Origin of the sequence: Schlegelella aquatica (genome assembly GCF_026013905.1) — a bacterium.
GTDB lineage: Bacteria > Pseudomonadota > Gammaproteobacteria > Burkholderiales > Burkholderiaceae_C > Caldimonas > Caldimonas aquatica.
Map to the genome: position 1 here is coordinate 3,058,984 of NZ_CP110257.1, position 17,629 is coordinate 3,076,612.

A 17,629-nucleotide genomic window follows, 5' to 3' on the forward strand; every position below is an offset into this window, starting at 1 on the left:
GAAGTCCCCTTCAGCGCGCGCCGGGCGGACGCTTCGTTGCCGCGCGGCGCGGCCGGGAGGGGCTGCGCGACCCGCCGTCGCCCGCCGCCCCGGCTTCGGGCGAACCTCCGCCCGTGCCGGACGCCGCAGGCGTGGCGGCCGACGCGCCTACTTCCTTCAAGGCGTTGCCGGCGAGCTGGGCGAACTGCTGCGTGAGCGCCCCCCACCACTGGATCGGATCGACGAGCGGCAGGGCGCCAACAGGGGCCGCGCTCCCCGCCGAGGCCTCTGCGGCGGGAGGCTGCGCCGCAGAGGCCGGGGCGGCGGCAGCCGCAGGCGCCGCCCCGGCGGCCTGGGGCGGCGCCGGACGGGCCAAGAGCGCGTCCTTCATGGATTCCAGCGGCACATTCATCGTCTGCAGGGCGGCCAGCGTCATGCGCTGCACCTCCATCGCCTGCACGGTGGCCGCGACCATCTTGGCGTTCTGCTCCAGCCAGAACTGCACCGCCCTCAGATCGGCGATGCGCTTGTCCAGCTCCTGCGGGTCCAGGGTCGGTGCGATCCACTGCGCGAAGGGCAGCGCGGCCGATCCCGCCTGGGCGCCGAGCTGGCGCAGAAAGTCGAATCCGGGCATCTGGCTGCCCGGTCCACTTGCATCGTTCATCCCCGTGCCTCCTCGTAAGCGGGCAAGAGCGTTCTGGCGCGCGGGGCACGGCCGCCGCCGGCCTCTCGTCAGGCGGCGCAGCGCGCGACCCGGGCGGGCGCCAGGCGGCCCGTCCCGTCCCCATTCTGCGCGCACTCGCCACGCTTGACCACGCGTGACGAAAAGAAAAACGGCCCCGCAGGGCCGTTTCGCCGATCGGTGCGAATCGATCAGAAGTTGTGCCGCACGCCCACGGCGAAGGAGCTGAAGTTTTGCCCGTTGCCGATCGACAGGTTGCCTTGCAGGCGGGCGGGCGCGTAAGCCGCATTGTTTTCGTTGTTGATGCGGGTATAGAACGCGTACAGCTTGGTGCGCTTGCTCAGGTTGTAGTTGTAGCCGAGCGTGAACTGCTTGGCACCCGAGTCGTCGAGGTCGCCCACGTCACCGGCCAGGCCGAAGTTCAGGTGGAACTCGGAGGCGCCCATGGTGTACATGCCGGCCAGACGGAAGTTGTTGCGCTTGTCGCCGTCGAAGTCGTCGCGCTCGTAGTAACCGCCGAACGTGAAGGCGCCCATTTCGTACAGGGCACGGATCACGAAGAGCTTGTCCTCACCAAACTTCACGTAGCCGCCTCCCAGGTGCAGAGGGCCTGCTTGGTAGTTGGCCGCGATTTCCCACGCGTTGTCGCCGCCGGTGGTGGTTTCCTTCAGGCTGTACTGCAGTTCAGCCGTCAGGCCGCCGAGGCTGGGCGTCGTGTAGGAGATCTTGTTGGTGTCGCGCATGACATAGGCGTACAGCGCATCCGACGACGTGCCCGTGTCATGGTTGTGCATGCTGATGTAGTCGGCGGTCGCGAAGTAGGTGCCGCTCGGGGTGTTGCCCAGACGCAGACGCCCAAAGCCGCCTTCCAGACCGACCCAGCTCTCGCGACCCCACATGGCGCCTTGGTTCGTGCCGGTGTCGGCGTTGAAGCCGTGCTCCAGCATGAACAGCGCTTTCAGGCCACCGCCCAGGTCTTCCGTGCCACGAAAGCCGATACGGGAGGAGTTGTCGACCATGCCCGTCAGCGACTCGCCGCCGGCCTTCTGGCGCTCGACGGAGACGTTCAAACGACCGTAGATGGTCACGTTGCTTTGGGCGAACGCGGGAGCCGCGTATGCAGCGGCCAGGGCGGCCACGAGAGCGATTCGTTTCATGATTTTTCCTTTGCTAGCGTTTCAGGGGCGAACGGCAGTGAAACCTCTCTCGCGCCGCGCGCCTTGCGATCACTTTCCCGGTGTCCGGCACCCTTCGCAGGGAAGTTGTGCGGAGTACGAACAGCCGGAAAGTGTCACGATTGTGAATTCGCGATCTTCGTTGTGGCGTACTCGTCACCCAAAAAGAGGGCGCGGGCTAGAGAAACTGACGCCTGGACGCAACACTTGGCGTGGGGACGTCGGCGGGATGGCGGTTTTGAACGACCGTTCATCGGTGACGTGCCGCCCTCGGACGGCCGCGCAATCGTGGGTGGAGCGTTCAGGCCAGGGTGACCGTGGCAGCGCCGAACAACGGAGCGCCTTCCGGGGCCTTGGCCTCGACTCGGACGTGGTCGCCGCGCTGGAGCCAGGGCGTGCGCGGCTCCCCCTGGTCCGCCTTTTCGGCCTCGCGCCTGTCGTGCAGGCTCGCGTAGCCCAGGGAGCCGTCGGTGGGGGTCAGCACCGGCCCGGCCACCAGGGTGCCGGCGTGCACTTGGCGGTGCCGCGCGAGCTCGCGCAGCCAGACGCCGGCGCAAGCCCGCGTGTCGCGCCCCGCATCGGCGAGCCCGAACTTGCGCCCGTTGACCTGGACCTGCACCTGGGCCTGCAGCCGGCCTGCGGCCCAGCCGGTCCCGGCTTCGTCCGGGGTGCACAGGACCGGCGCGAAGCTGGTCGTCCAGGGGCGCCGCATCGCGTCCCGGTCCACCACGGCCAGCTCGCATGCCAGCCCGAGGAGCCGCACGCCTTCGAGCCCCGTCTCTGCGGAGGCTCCAGCGGCGATGTCTGCGGTCACGACGACCAGCCGGGCGCCGAAGTCCGCCCCGTCGAATCCGTGCGGGACGGCAGCCTCGTCCGCCACCCCCAGCAGGCCGTCCGGTGCGCGCTCGTGCAGGCGCAGGCCCTTGCCCTCCTGGTCGGCCGCCACGTAGCGGCTCGCCCGGGGTAGCGGTGCCATGGCCAGCGCCGGGTCGAACGGGAAGGCATGGCGGGCCCGCCCCTGGTTGAGCTGATCGTAAAGATCTTGCAGCTGCGGCGACAGGAAGTTCCAGTCGTCGAGAACCTGTTGCAGGCGTGTGGCGATGCCGGTCGCATAATGGGCCATGCTCAGATCTCTGGAGACGACCACGAGATGACCGTCGCGCGAACCGTCCTGATAGGTGGCGAGCTTCATGGCGGCGGATTGTAGAGAGCGCCTCCCGCATGGGCCCGGGGGCTCGGGACAGGCAAGACGGCGGGCGCTGCTCGCGGCGATGGCCGCCAGCCTGTGCCCTGCCGTGCGGGCCCAAGCCCAGCCGGCCTCCGCAGCCCCCCCGACCGGCGTGCCGCCGCTGTATGCCGTGCGCCTGCCCGGGGGCTTTCGATGGAGCTATCGCCTGACGCGCGGCAGCCTTGCCGTGACCGGCAGCTTGCGCTTTGCGCCGCAGGCCGACCGTTATGAGCTGGTGCTGCAGGGCGAGGCGCCCGTCTTCGGCACCATCATCACCCAACGCAGCATGGGCGTGCTGGGGCCCCAGGGCTTGGTGCCGGCCAGCTTCTCGGACCGGCGGTGGCGTCGGCAAGAACAAGTGGCCCGGTTCGACCGCGCGAGCGGCTGGGTCACGTTTTCGTCCTCGCCCGAGCGGGTCCGCTGGGTGGCCGGCATGCAGGACCGTCTGAGCTGGCTCGTGCAACTGGCCGGCATCGCGCACGCCGATGGCGAACGCGTCGCCGCCGGCCGCACGGTGGCCCTGCGCGTGGTGGGAGCCCGCGGCGACTCGGGGGTCTGGACCTTCCGCTCGGACGGCCTTCGGCCGGTGGAGGTGGATGCGGGCCCGGTGCGTGCCGTCAAGCTGGTGCGGCTGGCCCGTGAGCCGCAGGACAGCTCGGTCGAGGTGTGGCTCGATCCCGCCCGCCGGCACCTGCCGGTGTACGCGCGCTGGGCCGACGGACACGACGAGCCGGTCGAGCTCTCGCTGCGTCGCGCGGGGTGAGCCGTCAGGCTTGAAACTTGCCGCACGGTCCTCACCTGGGAACTGTGCCCGGACCCCGGCACCTGCCGCGGCCCCCGGGGGCAAGGAGTACGGTCCATGGAAATGCTTTACAACTCCGACAACTACGCGGTGGTGGAATTCCGCGTGCCGGCGAGCGAGGACGAAAACCCGGCCCTGGTGCGTGGCGGCTACGAAATCGTGGACAAGTTCAATCGCAAAGAGATCTACCTCGAAGGCGCCCTGGCCGAGAGTTTCAAGCAGGGCGTGGAAGCGCTGATCGAGCAGTCCCCGACGGTGGAAGACATCGACGAGTACATCGAGCGCTTCTCCTCTTTGATGCAGCAACCCGTCGTGCTGCACTGAGTGCTGGGCTGCGCGCACGCTCCTGCCGGGCGGCGCGCGGCCTGGCCCCCACGGCGCGTCGCGCCGTTTCCCTGGCGGTCTAAGGGACTTCTCCCCCGCCTCCCCCACCCCTTCTGTCACAGTGTGGCCGCGCCCCGTGGCCACCGGGTGCTTCCCTAGACCGGCGGCCTGCGCTATCGTGGCCCGTGCCGGCATCAGGGTCGGCGCTCATTCAGACACAAGGAGGCACGCATGGTCAAACGTCATGCCGAGCCCCGCGTGGTGCTGTCTCCGGGCCTGGCCGACTCGCCGGTGCTGGACCGGATGTGCTCGCACTTCGTGCTCACGCTCACGTTGCGCCATGCCGGACGCTTCAACGTGCGGCGCGACTGGAGCAGCCTGCTTTCGCTGGTGGGCCGCCACCTCGCCTGGCCCCAGCCGGCGCTTGCCCGGCTGCGCCAGTTCCTCGCGCGGCGCTGCGTCGGCAACGAGCACTGGAAGGGCCATGAAGCGCTGTCCGACGCCGCTTTCGTGGAGCGGCACGGCGTCTGGCGCGGCCCCTACGAGGAAGGCACGCTCTTCTTCTATCTGGACGAATACATCAAGGACGCCCCGAAGGAGTTCCTGTCGGTGCTCACGGCCACCTGCGAGTGGCTGGACGGCAACCTCAAGAAGGAATCCACCCTGGTGCAGAAAAACATCGACGCGCTGGCGGGGCTGCTGCAGCTCAACGCCGCGGAGCGCGCGCTGCTGCTGTACGGCACGCTGGCGCGCTACCAGCGCGAACTGCGCGGGCTGCTGGTCGAGTTCAAGGTGGCCAACGCGCAGGAGGCCTACGCGGTGCTGGCCGACGTGGCTGGCGTGGACGAACGCGAGGTCGCCGAGGCCTTGCGGGCGGGCTCCCGTCTCGAGCGCATCGGCATGGTGGAGAACCTCATCTCCGAGCACAACATCACCGACCTGGCCGACTTGATGAAGGTCTCGGACCAGTTGCCCCCGGTGCTGATGCGCGAGTACCGCGACCGCAACGAGCTGATGGCGGTGTTCACGCGGCCCGCCGCGCGCACTGAGCTGACGCTGGCGGACTTCGCCTACGTGGCCGAGGACACCGAGGTGCTGGTGGCGCTGCTGCGCAATGCGGTGGCGCGGCACGAGCCGGGCGTCAACGTGCTGCTCTACGGGCCGCCGGGCACCGGCAAGACGGAGCTCGCCAAGGTCGTCGCTCAGGCCGCCGGGCTGGAGCTCTATGAGGTCGAGTACGCCGACCGGGACGGCAACTCGCTCTCCGGGCGCGACCGCTACCGCTCCTTGCAGATCAGCCACGTGTTCCTCAAGGGCAGCCCCAATGTCGCGCTGCTGTTCGACGAGGTGGAGGATGTGTTCCCGCCGCTCAGCACCGACACCGCGCAACTGATGGCGCGGCTGGACGTCGGCGACGGCGGGCCGTCGGGCTCGGTGAGCGGCAAGGCGTGGGTCAACCAGATCCTGGAGAGCAACCCCGTACCGGTGATCTGGATCACCAACCGCATCGAGCAGATCGACCCGGCCTTCCGACGCCGCTTCCAGTACCACCTGGAACTCAAGTCGCCGCCGCCCGGAGCGCGCGAGGCCATGATCGCGAAAGTGCTGGCCGAGGTCCCGGTGTCGGCGGAGTTCGTCGGCCGGATGGCGGCACGCAAGTCGCTGACTCCAGCGCAGATCCGCACCGCCGTGCGCTTCGCGCGCCTCACCGACGGGGCGCACCCTGGCGGACTCGAGGCGCTCATCGAACGCCAGCTCGCCCATGCCGACCGGGCGCTCGGCACGGCGGCGGCGAGCTCGCCCGCGCGGCCGGTCGTCACGCGCTACGCGCTGGACCTGCTGCACCTCGAGACACGCTTCGCGCTGCCGCGGGTCATCGAAGCGCTGCGACGCAAGGGGCACGGCACCCTGTGCTTCTTCGGCCCGCCCGGCACCGGCAAGACGGCGCTGGCCGAGCACATTGCCCAGGAGGTCCAGCGCCCGCTCATGGTGCGGCAGGCGTCGGACCTCGTCAGCAAGTTCGTCGGTGAGACCGAGCAGAACATGGCGCGCATGTTCGAGGAGGCCGAAACCGAGGAGGCCGTGCTGCTGCTCGACGAGGCCGACAGCTTCCTGCGCAGCCGGCGCCGCGCCGAGCGGCACTACGAGGTCAGCGAGGTCAACGAGATGCTGCAGGGCATGGAGCGCTTCCGCGGCATCTTCATCTGCACGACCAATCTGTTCGAGGACATCGACGAGGCGGCGCTGCGGCGCTTCACGTTCAAGATCCGCTTCCTGCCGTTGACTGCCTCACAGCGCGAACGCATGTTCGTCGCCGAGGCGCTGCAAGGCGATGCGAGCGAGCTCAGCGAGGAGCGGCGCTCGCGCCTGGCGAAGCTGGAGGGCCTGGCGCTCGGCGACTTCGCGGCGGTCCGGCGGCAGGAGGAACTGCTCGGCGAGCGGCTCGATGCCGACGAGTTCCTGAGCCAGCTCGAGTCGGAGTACCGCGTCAAGCCCGAGGTGCGCGAGCGCCGGGCGATCGGGTTCCGCTAGCGTCGGCCGGGCGAGGACGGCTCGCCCCTAGAGCTGCTCCCACGGCAGCCCGTCGTGGCGCCAGCCGTTGACGGTGTTGCGGTGGAAGTGGGCGTCGAGGTCGCCCTCGAAGCCGTGGAGGACGTTGATCACTTCGCGAAAGCCGGCCGCCTCCAGCGCCTCGCCCGCGGCCACGGTGCGTTTGCCGGACCGGCACAGCAGCACGAGGGGGCGGTCGAGGTCGCCGCCCGCCTCACGGCGCACCTGCTCGACGAAGCGAGCCGGGTCGGGGTGCATGTCCGGGTACTCGTACCAAGGCACGTGCACGGCACCCGGCGGGTGCCCCACGTACAGGTACTCGATCTCCATGCGGACGTCGACGAGGAGCGCCTCCGGGCGAGACTGCAGGTAGGCCCAGGCTTCCTTGGGGGTCAGGTGTTTCATGGTGTGTCCCCCTGCATTGTCTCCGATGCCGCGGCCCCTGGCCCGGCCCGCCGAAGGCAAGGCCTTCTTGGCGCGCGGCGCGCAGGCGCTGCCTACAATGCCGGGATGAGCGAACGCCCCTACACCCGAGCCACCGCCCTGCCCGAGCTGCTGCGCCGGCGCATCGTCATCCTCGACGGCGCGATGGGCACCATGATCCAGCGCTACAAGCTCGGCGAGGCAGACTACCGCGGCACCCGTTTCGCGGATCACCCGAAGGACCTGAAGGGCGACAACGAACTGCTCGTGTTCACGCGGCCCGATGTGATCCTCGAGATCCACGAGCGCTATCTCGCGGCCGGGGCGGACATCATCGAGACCAACACCTTCGGCGCCACGCGCATCGCGCAGGAAGACTACGGCCTGGCCGAGCTGGCGCGCGAGCTGAACGTGGAGGCGGCGCGCATCGCCCGTCAGGCCTGCGACAAGTACAGCACGCCCGACAAGCCTCGCTTCGTGGCCGGCGCGATCGGCCCGACGCCGCGCACGGCCAGCATCAGCCCCGATGTCAACGACCCCGGGGCCCGCAACGTGAGCTTCGACGAGCTGCGCGAGTCGTACTACGAGCAGGCGCAAGGCCTGCTCGAGGGCGGCGCCGACCTCCTGCTGGTCGAGACCATCTTCGACACGCTCAACGCCAAGGCCGCGATCTTCGCGATCGACGAGCTCTTCGAGGCCACCGGCGAGCGGCTGCCCGTCATCATCTCGGGGACCGTGACCGACGCCTCCGGGCGCATCCTGTCCGGTCAGACGGTCGGGGCGTTCTGGCATTCGGTGCGGCACGCCAAGCCGCTGGCCATCGGGCTCAATTGCGCGCTCGGCGCGGCCCTGATGCGGCCGTACATCGAGGAGCTGTCGAAGATCGCCGGGGAGACCTACATCTCCTGCTATCCCAACGCCGGCCTGCCCAACCCGATGAGCGAAACGGGTTTCGACGAGACGCCGGAAGTGACCGGCCGGCTGATGGAGGAGTTCGCCCAGGCGGGCTTTCTGAACATTGCCGGCGGCTGCTGCGGCACGACGCCCGAGCACATCGCGCAGATCGCCGAGCGGGTGGGCAAGTACCGCCCGCGTTGCGCCCATCAGGGCTTGTTCACGCAGCTGGCAGCCTGAGAAGCGGCGCGTCGGCCGCTCGCCCCTTCCGGGAGGCTCGCTCGCGCAAGGGTCGCAAAGAGGCGGCCGCGCGCTCCTCAGCGTGCCGGCGCCACCAGCACTTCGACGACGCCGCCCGGCGTGGCGGGCCCGGGCTCGGCGAAGCGCGCGCGCGGCACCCCACGGGCCACGAGGTAGTCGCGGACGCTGGCCGCCCGGTCCTGCGCCAGCAGGTCGGCGCCAGCGCGATCCGGGGGGGCCGACACCCGCAACCGCACGCCCTCGCCGCTGCGCACGACGCGCGCGACGCGGTCCAGCACGGCAGCCAGGGGCGGCTTGACCGCCGAGCGCTGGCGGTCGAAGCTGTACTTGAGCGGCACACTCACGCGGTAGCCTCCCTCGGCGGAGGCCACCTCGACCGGCGTGCCCGCGAGGTCCTGCTCGAGCTGCCAGCGTTGCTGCGACAACGAGGCCGCCGCAGGACCGCCCGGACGACCGGGGCCGCCGCCGATGCCGGCGCACCCGGCCACCAGTGCGGCCAGTGCGACCATCGCCGGCGCGACCGACAGCCGCAGGGCGCGCCTGTGGTGGCGCGCCCGCTCAGCGGTGGTGCCCTTCACCCTCAGCGCGCCGTGCCTTGGGCGACCTGCTGCGGCTCGGCCACGAAGATTTCCACGCGGCGATTCTGCGCGCGCCCGCTCTCCGTCTCGTTGGACGCGATGGGCTCGCGGCTGCCACGCCCGTCGATGGTGATGCGGTTGGCCGCCACCCCGCGCGCGACGAGGTAGTCGCGCGTGGAGGCCGCGCGCTCGAACGACAGCGGGTTGTTGATGGCATCGCCGCCGGTGCTGTCGGTATGCCCGATGATGCGGATCTGCGTCGCGGCATGATCGCGCATGCTCTGCGCGAACTTGTCGAGCACCCCGGCGAGCTGAGGCTTGACGGCCGCGCGGCCGACATCGAAGCCCGCATCGCTCGGGATCTGGACCTTGATCTGGTTGTCCGGTGTGCGCGCGACGTCGATACCGGTGCCTTGGGTGGCCTGCTCCATCTTGGCCTTCTGCTCTTCCATGCGTTTGGACCAGATGTAGCCGCCGATCGCACCGACGCCCGCGCCGATGGCCGCCCCGGTGGCCGCGCTCTTGCCCTTGTTGCCGCCCGCCGTCGCCGCCCCGAGCACGGCGCCTGCGACCGCGCCGATGCCGGCGCCCTTGGCAGTGTTGCTTTGTGTTTCGGACATGTTCGCGCAGCCGGCCAGCAACGCCAGGCTGACCGCAGGCACCACAACGTATTTCACCATCAGCTCCTCGTCAGGTACGAAGTTGGACACATTCGACCGTGAGCAAGTTCAATGCGCAAGCCGTGACGAAGTGAAAGTTGTAACTCGCGGCGCAGGAGCAGCGGCCCTCAGAAGAAAAAGGGCCGCCCTTGTGGGGCAGCCCACCAACGCCCGGGGAACCGGGCGAGGAGACATCCGGGTCGGAATCCCCCGGCCAGGGGCGCTTCAGCGCACCTTGCCTTCCTTCCAGGCTTGCAGCAGCTTGTCGTAGGCGATCGTCTCGCCCTTGGGCTTCTCGTTCGCGAGCTTGGCCCAGGGCGCGGCGTTCGCAGAGAGCCACTTGTTCGGATCGCCCTTGCCGTTGAGCTTCGGGGCACAGCGGGCCATGCCGGCGCGCTGCAGACGCGCCATGACCTGGTCCATCTCCTCGGCGAGGTTGTCCATCGCCTGCTGCGGCGTCTTCTCGCCGGTGACGGCCGTGGCCACGTTCTTCCACCACAGCTGGGCGAGCTTGGGATAGTCGGGCACGTTGGTGCCGGTGGGCGTCCAGGCCACGCGCGCCGGGCTGCGGTAGAACTCGATGAGGCCACCGTACTTGGCGGCGTTCTTGGTGAAGTAGTCGTGGCGGATGTCGCTGTCGCGGATGAAGGTCAGCCCGGTGATCGACTTCTTCAGCGACACCGTCTTGCTGGTCACGAACTGGGCATAGAGCCATGCCGCGGCCAGCCGGTTGGGGTCATGCCCTTGGAAGAACGTCCAGGAGCCGACGTCCTGGTAGCCGTTTTGCATGCCGTCCTTCCAGTACGGGCCGTAGGGCGACGGGGCCATGCGCCACTTGGGCGTGCCGTCGGGGTTCACGACCGGCAGCCCCGGCTTGGTCATGTCGGCCGTGAACGCGGTGTACCAGAAGATCTGCTGCGCGATCTGACCCTGGGCCGGCACGGGGCCGGCCTCGCTGAAGGTCATGCCGGTGGCTTCCTTGGGCGCGTACTTCTTCATCCAGTCCACGTACTTGGTGAGCGCGTAGACGGCTGCCGGCGAGTTGGTGGCACCGCCGCGCGACACCGAGGCGCCCACCGGCGTGCACTTGTCCTCCGCGACGCGGATGCCCCATTCGTCCACCGGCATGCCGTTGGGGATGCCGCGGTCGGCCGTGCCGGCCATCGACAGCCACGCGTCGGTGAAGCGCCAACCGAGCGACGGGTCCTTCTTGCCGTAGTCCATGTGGCCGTAGATCGGCTTGCCGTCGATCTGCTTGACGTCGTTGGTGAAGAAGTCGGCGATGTCCTCGTAGGCGCTCCAGTTGAGCGGCACGCCGAGTTCATAGCCGTACTTGGCCTTGAACCTGTCCTTCAGGTCCTTGCGCTCGAAGAGATCGGCACGGAACCAGTAGAGGTTGGCGAACTGCTGGTCGGGCAGTTGGTAGAGCTTGCCGTCCGGCGCGGTGGTGAACTTGATGCCGATGAAGTCCTTCAGATCCAGCCCCGGGTTGGTGAACTCCTTGCCCGCGCCGTTCATGTAGTCGGTCAGCGGCAGGATCTTGCCGTAACGGTAGTGCGTGCCGATGAGGTCGGAGTCGCTGATCCAGCCGTCGTAGATGGACTTGCCCGACTGCATCGAGGTCTGCAGCTTCTCGACCACGTCGCCTTCCTGGATGAGGTCGTGACGCACCTTGATGCCGGTGATCTCCTCGAAGGCCTTGGCCAGCGTCTTGGCCTCGTACTCGTGCGTGGTGATGGTCTCGGACACCACCGAGATCTCCTTCACGCCTTTGGCCTGCAGCTTCTTGGCCGCCTCGATGAACCACTTCATCTCGGCCATCTGCTGGTCCTTGGACAGCGTCGACGGCTGGAACTCGCTGTCGATCCATTTCTTGGCCTCGGCCTCTCCGGCCCAGGCGGCTTGCCCCAGCGCCAGGGCCACAGCGGCGAATGCCACGGCCGTCAAGCGTTGCTTCATGTCGGTCTCCTCGTGATGCCCTTCCCTGCATGCCTTCGAGCGTGACCGCGGGAAGTTCCGGCCGCGCCTCGTTGAATCCGGTTCTGCCTGCCAGACGCGCAGCTCACCCCTTGCGCATGATCCACCCCAGCACAGCCATCGACAGGACGAAGCTGATCCACACCGAGGGCTCCTGCTCCAGCGAGAACCACACGGCGAGCTTCTCGCCCAGGCCCACCCAGACGAGGTTGATGTAGGCCGCCGCGAGCAGGCCGATGAACAGCCGGTCGCCGCGCGTGGTCGCGATCGGCAGGAACCCCTTGCGCGTGGTCGTCGGCGACTTGATCTCCCAGATCGTCATGCCGACGAGCACCAAGGCGATGCAGGCGAAGAAGACGGCCACGGGCAGCGTCCACACCATCCAGTCGAACATCACACCCTCCCCATCGCGAAGCCCTTGGCGATGTAGTGCCGTACGAACCAGATCACGATCGCGCCGGGCACGATGGTGAGCACGCCGGCTGCGGCGAGCACGCCCCAGTCCATGCCCGAGGCCGAGACGGTGCGCGTCATCGTCGCGACGATCGGCTTGGCGTTGACGCTGGTCAGCGTGCGCGCCATGAGCAGTTCCACCCACGAGAACATGAAGCAGAAGAACGCGGCGACGCCCACGCCCGCCTTGATGAGCGGCAGGAAGATCGTCAGGAAGAACCTGGGGAACGAGTAACCGTCGATGTAGGCGGTCTCGTCGATCTCGCGCGGCACGCCGCTCATGAAGCCTTCGAGGATCCACACCGCCAGCGGCACGTTGAAGACGAGGTGTGCCAGCGCCACGGCGATGTGCGTGTCCATGAGGCCCAGCGTCGTGTAGAGCTGGAAGAACGGCAGCAGGAACACCGCGGGCGGCGTCATGCGGTTGGTCAGCAGCCAGAAGAAGACGTGCTTGTCGCCCAGGAACCGGTAGCGCGAAAAGGCGTAGGCGGCCGGCAGCGCGACGGTGATCGAGATCACCGTGTTGATCGCGACGTAGATGAGCGAATTGATGTAGCCCGAGTACCAGGACTCGTCGGTGAAGATGGTGCGGTAGTGCGCGAGCGTGAAGTCGCGCGGCCACAGCGAAAAGCTGGACAGGATCTCGTCGTTCGTCTTGAACGACATGTTGACCATCCAGTAGACCGGCAGGATCGCGAACAGCAGGTAGGCGATCAGGAAGATCACGCGCTTTCTGAAGCGGCGCTCATCCATGGGCACCCTCCGTCGAGTCGAGCGTGCCGACGCGCTGCATCCAGTTGTAGAGGATGAAGCACAGCAGCAAGATGATGAGGAAGTAGATCAGCGAGAAGGCCGCCGCCGGCCCGAGGTCGAACTGGCCCACGGCCTTCTGGGTGAGGTACTGCGAGAGGAACGTCGTCGCGTTGCCGGGCCCGCCGCCCGTCAGCACGAAGGGCTCCGTGTAGATCATGAAGCTGTCCATGAAGCGCAACAGCACCGCGATCATCAGCACGCCGCGCAGCTTGGGCAACTGGATGTAGCGGAAGACGGCGAACTTGCTCGCGCCGTCGATGCGCGCGGCCTGGTAGTAGGCGTCCGGAATCGCGCGCAGGCCCGCATAGCACAACAGGGCCACCAGCGGCGTCCAGTGCCACACGTCCATCACGAGCACCGTGACCCAGGCGTCGGTGGCCGAGCCGGTGTAGCTGTAGTCGATGCCGAGCGACGCGAGCGCCGCGCCCAAGAGACCGATGTCGGTGCGCCCGTAGATCTGCCAGATCGTGCCCACGACGTTCCATGGGATGAGCAGCGACAGCGCGACGATGACCAGGACCGCCGAGGCCTGCCATCCGCGCGCCGGCATCGACAGCGCCAACGCGATGCCCAGCGGGATCTCGACGGCCAGCACCGCGAGTGAAAACCCGATCTGCCGCACCAGCGCCGCGTGCAGTTCCTCGTCGCGCATCACCAGGGCGAACCATTCGGTGCCGACGAAGACGCGCCGCTCGGGCGAGATGATGTCCTGCACCGAGTAGTTGACCACGGTCATCAGCGGCAACACCGCCGAGAACGCGACACACAGGATCACCGGCAGCACGAGCAGCCAGGCCTTCTGATTGATCGGTTTCATCGCACCGCTCCTGCAAGGTGCGCGTGCCGGCGGGCGGCCGCGGGGATGGGCAGCGTCTTCACGCGATCAGCTCCTCGTTCTTGTAGAAGCAGGTGTGCGGCCCCAACACCGACCACCATGCGAGGCCCTGCTCCTGTGGGGGCGCTTGCTCGGCGGACACGCGCGCCTTGAGCAGCGGAGCCCCTTCGCCCTCGCCGGCTCGTGCGGTGAGCAGCCAGCTGGTGCCGATGTCCTGCGCGCGCAGGACGCGCACCGGCACCGCGCCCGGCGCCTGCGCTGCGGTGGGCCGCACGTACTCGGGCCGCACGCCGAGCGTGACCTCGCCTGCGTCGGCCAGGCCGGCCCGAGCGGGCGGCAGGAGCAGCCGGTGGCCTGCGACGTGCACGTGCCCTGCCTCGATGCGCGCGGGCAGGAAGTTCATGCCCGGCGAGCCGATGAAGTGACCGACGAAGGTGTGGGCGGGCCGCTCGAAGAGCTGGTCGGCCGAGCCGATCTGCACCGCACGCCCGCGCGTCATCACGACGATCTCCTCCGCGAAGGTGAGCGCCTCGACCTGGTCGTGCGTGACGTAGATGAGCGTGAGCTTGAGTTCGTGGTGGATCTGTTTGAGCTTGCGCCGCAACTGCCACTTGAGGTGCGGGTCGATCACGGTCAGCGGCTCGTCGAAGAGCACCGCCGAGACGTCCTCGCGCACGAGGCCGCGGCCGAGCGAGATCTTTTGCTTCGCATCGGCCGACAGCCCGGCGGCGCGCCGGTCGAGATCCGCGGACAGCTCCAGCATCTCGGCGATCTGTCCGACGCGCGCCTCGATGCGCTGCGGCGGCACGCCCCGGTTCTTGAGCGGAAAGGCCAGGTTCTGGGCGACGGTCATCGTGTCGTAGATGACCGGGAACTGGAACACCTGCGCGATGTTGCGTGCCTGAGGCGAGAGCGCGGTCACCTCCCGCCCGTCGAACGAGACCCGGCCCTGCGAGGGCCTCAGCAGCCCCGAGATGATGTTGAGCAACGTGGTCTTGCCGCAGCCGGAGGGGCCCAACAGCGCGTAGGCGCCGCCGTCGCGAAAGCTCATGCGCAGCGGCAGCAGCGCGTAGTCCTCATCGCGTTGCGGGTTCGGCTTGTAGGAATGGGCGAGATCCAGGTCGATGCGTGCCATGTCACCCCTCGCTCGCGCTGAAGGCCCGTGCGCGCGCCGGCGCGACGACCAGGCGCTCGCTCTCGTCGAAGACGTACACCTGAGAAGGCGACAGGTACAGCGTCAGCGTGCTGCCCAGGTCGAACTCGTGCACGCCGGTGAGCTGAGCGACCAGTTCCCCGATCGGGGTGACCACGTGCACGAAGGTGTCGGAGCCGGAGATCTCGGCCAGCTCCACCGTGCCGGGCACGGCGACGTCGCCCTCGCGGCGGTCCACTCGCAGGGCGCTGGCGCGCACCCCGAGGGTGACGCTGCGGCTGCCGGCGGCCGGCAGCGGCACCGACACCTCCACACCGGCCGGCAGGCGCACGCCCAGGTGGGCGGCCTCGCCGGCGATGAGGTTCATCGGCGGGTCGCTGAAGGCCCGGGCGACGCGCAGAGACTGCGGGCGGTGGAAGACCTCGGCCGTGGGGCCGTACTGGAGCAGCTCGCCCGCATCGAGCACCGCGGTGTAGCCGCCCAGCAGGAGCGCCTCGGTCGGCTCGGTGGTGGCATAGACGACGGTCGAGTCGCCGCTCGAAAAGAGATGCGTGAGTTCCTCGCGCAATTCCTCGCGCAGCTTGTAGTCCAGGTTGACCAGAGGCTCGTCCAGCAGCACGAGGGGCGCGGCCTTGGCGAGAGCCCGCGCCAAGGCCACGCGCTGCTGTTGCCCGCCGGAGAGCTCGGCCGGGTAGCGTTCGAGGAAGGGCTCGATGTGCAGCTTGGCGGCAAGCGCTCGCACGCGCTCGGTCACCTTGCGCTCGCCGCGCAGCTTCAGCGGCGAGGCGATGTTGTCGAACACCGTCATGGACGGGTAGTTGATGAACTGCTGATAGACCATCGCGACGTTGCGCTCGCGCACCGGCACGCCGGTGACGTCGAGGCCGTCCACCTGCACGCGACCGCGCGTGGGCTGGTCCAACCCGGCCATCAGGCGCATGAGGCTGGTCTTGCCCGCCTGAGTGGCGCCGAGCAGCACGGTGACCACACCGGGCTGCAAGGCCAGATCCATCGGGTACAGGTGGGTCTGCGCGCCCACCTGCTTCTCGATGCGTTCCAGCACCAACTGCATGTCGTTCTCTCTCCTGTGTGTCAGGGCGCGGGGCTCTCGGTCAGCCCACCGTGCACGGGGTCCAGTCGCGCTGCCATCCAGCGCTCGACCGCTTCGCGCTGCGGCGGCTCCAGGTGCAAGCCGAGCTTGCTGCGGCGCCACAGCACGTCGTCGGCGCTGAGGGCCCATTCCTCGCGCACCAGGTACTCCAGTTCCGCCTCAGGAAGGCCGGGCGCGACTTCCTCGCCCAGATCGGCCGGCCCGCGAGCGTCGCCGATCAACAGGCCGACCCGCGCCCCGTAGGCCCGGGCCCACCGACGCCGCATCGCGGGGGCGAGCCACGGATGGCGCCGCGCGAGCTCGGCGTCGAAGCGTTCGAAGTCCTGATCGGGCCGCTGCGGCGCGCCGATGTAGGCCGAGAGATCGCCGCCCGGCAGGAACGCGCCTTCCGTCCAGCCTGGCGTGCGCACGCCGAGTGCGGGGCCGAGCAGGTCGGCGGCCTCCTCGGCGAGCTTGCGGAAGGTGGTGATCTTGCCGCCCCACACCGACAGCAGCGGCGCGCCACCGGTCGTGTCCAGCTCGAGCAGGTAGTCGCGCGTGACCGCCGAGGGGTCGCCCGAAGCGTCGTCGAGCAGCGGGCGCACGCCGGCGTACGTCCACACGACGTCCTCGGGGCGCACCGGGCGGGCGAAGTAGCGGCTCGCCTGCTCGCACAGGTAGGCGATCTCGCCGTCGTCGATGTGGGCCTGCCCGATGGGCCCCAGGTGTTCGACATCGGTGGTGCCGATCAGCGTGTAGGCGCCCTCGTAGGGGATGGCGAAGATGATGCGCTTGTCGGGGTTCTGGAAGATGTAGGCGTACGGGTGGTCGAACAGACGCCGCACGACGATGTGACTGCCCTTGACCAGCCGCAGCGCCTTGGTGCCGCGCTGATGCGCATGCTCGCGCAGGAACTGCTCGGCCCAGGGGCCGGCGGCGTTGACGAGCGCACGTGCCTGCACGGCGCGCCGGCGCCCCTCGACGTCGACGAGGGTGGCCTCCCAGCCGGCGGGCCCGCGGCGCGCCTCGACGCAACGGGTGCGGGTGAGGATGGCCGCGCCACGCGCCTGCGCATCGAGCGCGTTGAGCACGACGAGGCGCGCGTCGTCCACCCATCCGTCGGAATAGACGAAGCCGCGCGTGTAGGCGGCCTTCAACGGGGTGCCGGCCGGGTGACGTCGCAGATCGACCGTCTGCGACGCGGGCAGCACCTCGCGCCGGGCGAGATGGTCGTAAAGGAACAGCCCGGCGCGGATCATCCACACTGGCCGCAGCGAGCGGTCGTGCGGCATGACGAAGCGCAGCGGCCACATGATGTGCGGGGCGCTCTTGAGCAGCACCTCGCGCTCCTGCAGGGCCTTGCGCACGAGCGAGAACTCGTAATGTTCCAGGTAGCGCAGCCCGCCGTGGATCAGCTTGGTCGACGACGACGACGTGTGCTGCGCGAGATCGTCCTTCTCGCACAGCACGATGCCGAGACCCCGGCCCGAGAGGTCGCGTGCGATGCCGCAGCCGTTGATGCCGCCGCCGACGATCAAGACGTCGCATTGCAGCGGTTGCCCGTGCGGCGTGGCCGGGACGGCGACGCGCGGGCGGGACGCGGCAGTAGGGTCCGATGGCTTCACCGGAACGGTCTCCTGAGCAAGTGCACGTCACCGCGTTTGCGTCCAGCCCACGAGGGCACGGGGCAGCGAGGTGAGTTCGTTTGTGTTCGTTTTGTAGTTTCTTTTTTCCTTTTAGCCGACAACCGAAA

The 17,629-nt window shown here is 68.8% G+C and carries 17 protein-coding genes; 4 read left to right on the plus strand and 13 right to left on the minus strand.

Annotation, left to right across the window (positions count from 1 at the left end; genetic code table 11):
- Positions 1-10: 10 nt before the first annotated feature.
- The 3 genes from OMP39_RS14045 to OMP39_RS14055 form a co-directional block, all read right to left on the minus strand.
- Positions 11-643 carry a PhaM family polyhydroxyalkanoate granule multifunctional regulatory protein gene (locus OMP39_RS14045; RefSeq protein ID WP_264892395.1) on the minus strand — a complete coding sequence of 211 codons (633 nt, stop codon included), beginning with the start codon at positions 641-643 and terminating at the stop codon, positions 11-13.
- Between the two features lie 209 nt (positions 644-852).
- Positions 853-1,818: a porin gene (locus tag OMP39_RS14050; RefSeq protein ID WP_264892397.1), complete on the minus strand. Its 966-nt coding sequence runs from the start codon at positions 1,816-1,818 to the stop codon at positions 853-855.
- 319 nt (positions 1,819-2,137) lie between these two features.
- Entirely contained in the window at positions 2,138-3,028 is an 891-nt protein-coding gene (locus tag OMP39_RS14055; protein WP_264892398.1) for a fumarylacetoacetate hydrolase family protein, read from the minus strand.
- A gap of 79 nt (positions 3,029-3,107) precedes the next feature.
- Between OMP39_RS14055 and OMP39_RS14060 the strand changes: the two genes are divergently transcribed.
- The 3 genes from OMP39_RS14060 to OMP39_RS14070 all read left to right on the plus strand — a co-directional run bounded on the left by OMP39_RS14060 (position 3,108) and on the right by OMP39_RS14070 (position 6,722).
- Entirely contained in the window at positions 3,108-3,827 is a 720-nt protein-coding gene (locus OMP39_RS14060; RefSeq protein WP_264892399.1) for a DUF3108 domain-containing protein, read from the plus strand.
- 96 nt (positions 3,828-3,923) lie between these two features.
- Positions 3,924-4,190 (plus strand): BTH_I0359 family protein, encoded by a 267-nt coding sequence (locus OMP39_RS14065; protein ID WP_264892401.1) that lies wholly within the window; start codon positions 3,924-3,926, stop codon positions 4,188-4,190.
- Between the two features lie 231 nt (positions 4,191-4,421).
- Positions 4,422-6,722, plus strand: coding sequence for an ATP-binding protein (locus OMP39_RS14070; protein WP_264892402.1), 2,301 nt, complete (start codon positions 4,422-4,424; stop codon positions 6,720-6,722).
- Between the two features lie 27 nt (positions 6,723-6,749).
- Here the strand turns inward: OMP39_RS14070 and OMP39_RS14075 are convergent, their stop codons facing one another.
- Positions 6,750-7,145 (minus strand): rhodanese-like domain-containing protein, encoded by a 396-nt coding sequence (locus tag OMP39_RS14075; protein ID WP_264892404.1) that lies wholly within the window; start codon positions 7,143-7,145, stop codon positions 6,750-6,752.
- 105 nt (positions 7,146-7,250) lie between these two features.
- On the opposite strand from OMP39_RS14075, the gene OMP39_RS14080 reads away from it, so the two are divergent.
- On the plus strand, positions 7,251-8,297 hold the full coding sequence (locus OMP39_RS14080; protein ID WP_264892405.1) for a homocysteine S-methyltransferase family protein: 1,047 nt from the start codon (positions 7,251-7,253) through the stop codon (positions 8,295-8,297).
- A gap of 77 nt (positions 8,298-8,374) precedes the next feature.
- Here the strand turns inward: OMP39_RS14080 and OMP39_RS14085 are convergent, their stop codons facing one another.
- The 9 genes from OMP39_RS14085 to glpD form a co-directional block, all read right to left on the minus strand.
- A complete protein-coding gene (locus OMP39_RS14085; protein WP_264892407.1) occupies positions 8,375-8,896 on the minus strand; it encodes an OmpA family protein in 522 nt (173 codons plus the stop codon).
- 2 nt (positions 8,897-8,898) lie between these two features.
- A complete protein-coding gene (locus tag OMP39_RS14090) occupies positions 8,899-9,576 on the minus strand; it encodes a YiaD family glycine zipper/OmpA-like lipoprotein (RefSeq protein ID WP_264892408.1) in 678 nt (225 codons plus the stop codon).
- A gap of 204 nt (positions 9,577-9,780) precedes the next feature.
- Positions 9,781-11,514 (minus strand): ABC transporter substrate-binding protein, encoded by a 1,734-nt coding sequence (locus OMP39_RS14095; protein WP_264892409.1) that lies wholly within the window; start codon positions 11,512-11,514, stop codon positions 9,781-9,783.
- Between the two features lie 103 nt (positions 11,515-11,617).
- A complete protein-coding gene (locus tag OMP39_RS14100) occupies positions 11,618-11,926 on the minus strand; it encodes a DUF2160 domain-containing protein (RefSeq protein ID WP_264892411.1) in 309 nt (102 codons plus the stop codon).
- Positions 11,926-12,738 carry a carbohydrate ABC transporter permease gene (locus OMP39_RS14105; protein WP_264892412.1) on the minus strand — a complete coding sequence of 271 codons (813 nt, stop codon included), beginning with the start codon at positions 12,736-12,738 and terminating at the stop codon, positions 11,926-11,928. Before OMP39_RS14105 ends, OMP39_RS14100 begins: the two co-directional genes overlap by 1 nt.
- On the minus strand, positions 12,731-13,615 hold the full coding sequence (locus OMP39_RS14110; RefSeq protein ID WP_264892414.1) for a carbohydrate ABC transporter permease: 885 nt from the start codon (positions 13,613-13,615) through the stop codon (positions 12,731-12,733). The genes OMP39_RS14105 and OMP39_RS14110 overlap by 8 nt, the downstream gene beginning before the upstream one ends.
- A gap of 58 nt (positions 13,616-13,673) precedes the next feature.
- Positions 13,674-14,768: an ABC transporter ATP-binding protein gene (locus tag OMP39_RS14115; RefSeq protein WP_264892416.1), complete on the minus strand. Its 1,095-nt coding sequence runs from the start codon at positions 14,766-14,768 to the stop codon at positions 13,674-13,676.
- 1 nt (position 14,769) lies between these two features.
- Positions 14,770-15,858 carry an ABC transporter ATP-binding protein gene (locus tag OMP39_RS14120; protein ID WP_264892417.1) on the minus strand — a complete coding sequence of 363 codons (1,089 nt, stop codon included), beginning with the start codon at positions 15,856-15,858 and terminating at the stop codon, positions 14,770-14,772.
- Positions 15,859-15,878: 20 nt separating this feature from the next.
- Positions 15,879-17,501, minus strand: a complete 1,623-nt coding sequence (gene glpD, locus OMP39_RS14125; protein ID WP_425340640.1) for a glycerol-3-phosphate dehydrogenase — start codon at positions 17,499-17,501, stop codon at positions 15,879-15,881.
- Between the last annotated feature and the right edge of the window lie 128 nt (positions 17,502-17,629).

Bases quoted from the DNA above. Each gene is read 5' to 3' on its own strand.
- OMP39_RS14045 (WP_264892395.1), bottom strand. From the start codon at position 643: ATGAACGATGCAAGTGGACCGGGCAGCCAGATGCCCGGATTCGACTTT.
- OMP39_RS14050 (WP_264892397.1), bottom strand. From the start codon at position 1,818: ATGAAACGAATCGCTCTCGTGGCCGCCCTGGCCGCTGCATACGCGGCT.
- OMP39_RS14055 (WP_264892398.1), bottom strand. From the start codon at position 3,028: ATGAAGCTCGCCACCTATCAGGACGGTTCGCGCGACGGTCATCTCGTG.
- OMP39_RS14060 (WP_264892399.1), top strand. From the start codon at position 3,108: ATGGCCGCCAGCCTGTGCCCTGCCGTGCGGGCCCAAGCCCAGCCGGCC.
- OMP39_RS14065 (WP_264892401.1), top strand. From the start codon at position 3,924: ATGGAAATGCTTTACAACTCCGACAACTACGCGGTGGTGGAATTCCGC.
- OMP39_RS14070 (WP_264892402.1), top strand. From the start codon at position 4,422: ATGGTCAAACGTCATGCCGAGCCCCGCGTGGTGCTGTCTCCGGGCCTG.
- OMP39_RS14075 (WP_264892404.1), bottom strand. From the start codon at position 7,145: ATGAAACACCTGACCCCCAAGGAAGCCTGGGCCTACCTGCAGTCTCGC.
- OMP39_RS14080 (WP_264892405.1), top strand. From the start codon at position 7,251: ATGAGCGAACGCCCCTACACCCGAGCCACCGCCCTGCCCGAGCTGCTG.
- OMP39_RS14090 (WP_264892408.1), bottom strand. From the start codon at position 9,576: ATGGTGAAATACGTTGTGGTGCCTGCGGTCAGCCTGGCGTTGCTGGCC.
- OMP39_RS14095 (WP_264892409.1), bottom strand. From the start codon at position 11,514: ATGAAGCAACGCTTGACGGCCGTGGCATTCGCCGCTGTGGCCCTGGCG.
- OMP39_RS14100 (WP_264892411.1), bottom strand. From the start codon at position 11,926: ATGTTCGACTGGATGGTGTGGACGCTGCCCGTGGCCGTCTTCTTCGCC.
- OMP39_RS14105 (WP_264892412.1), bottom strand. From the start codon at position 12,738: ATGGATGAGCGCCGCTTCAGAAAGCGCGTGATCTTCCTGATCGCCTAC.
- OMP39_RS14110 (WP_264892414.1), bottom strand. From the start codon at position 13,615: ATGAAACCGATCAATCAGAAGGCCTGGCTGCTCGTGCTGCCGGTGATC.
- OMP39_RS14115 (WP_264892416.1), bottom strand. From the start codon at position 14,768: ATGGCACGCATCGACCTGGATCTCGCCCATTCCTACAAGCCGAACCCG.
- OMP39_RS14120 (WP_264892417.1), bottom strand. From the start codon at position 15,858: ATGCAGTTGGTGCTGGAACGCATCGAGAAGCAGGTGGGCGCGCAGACC.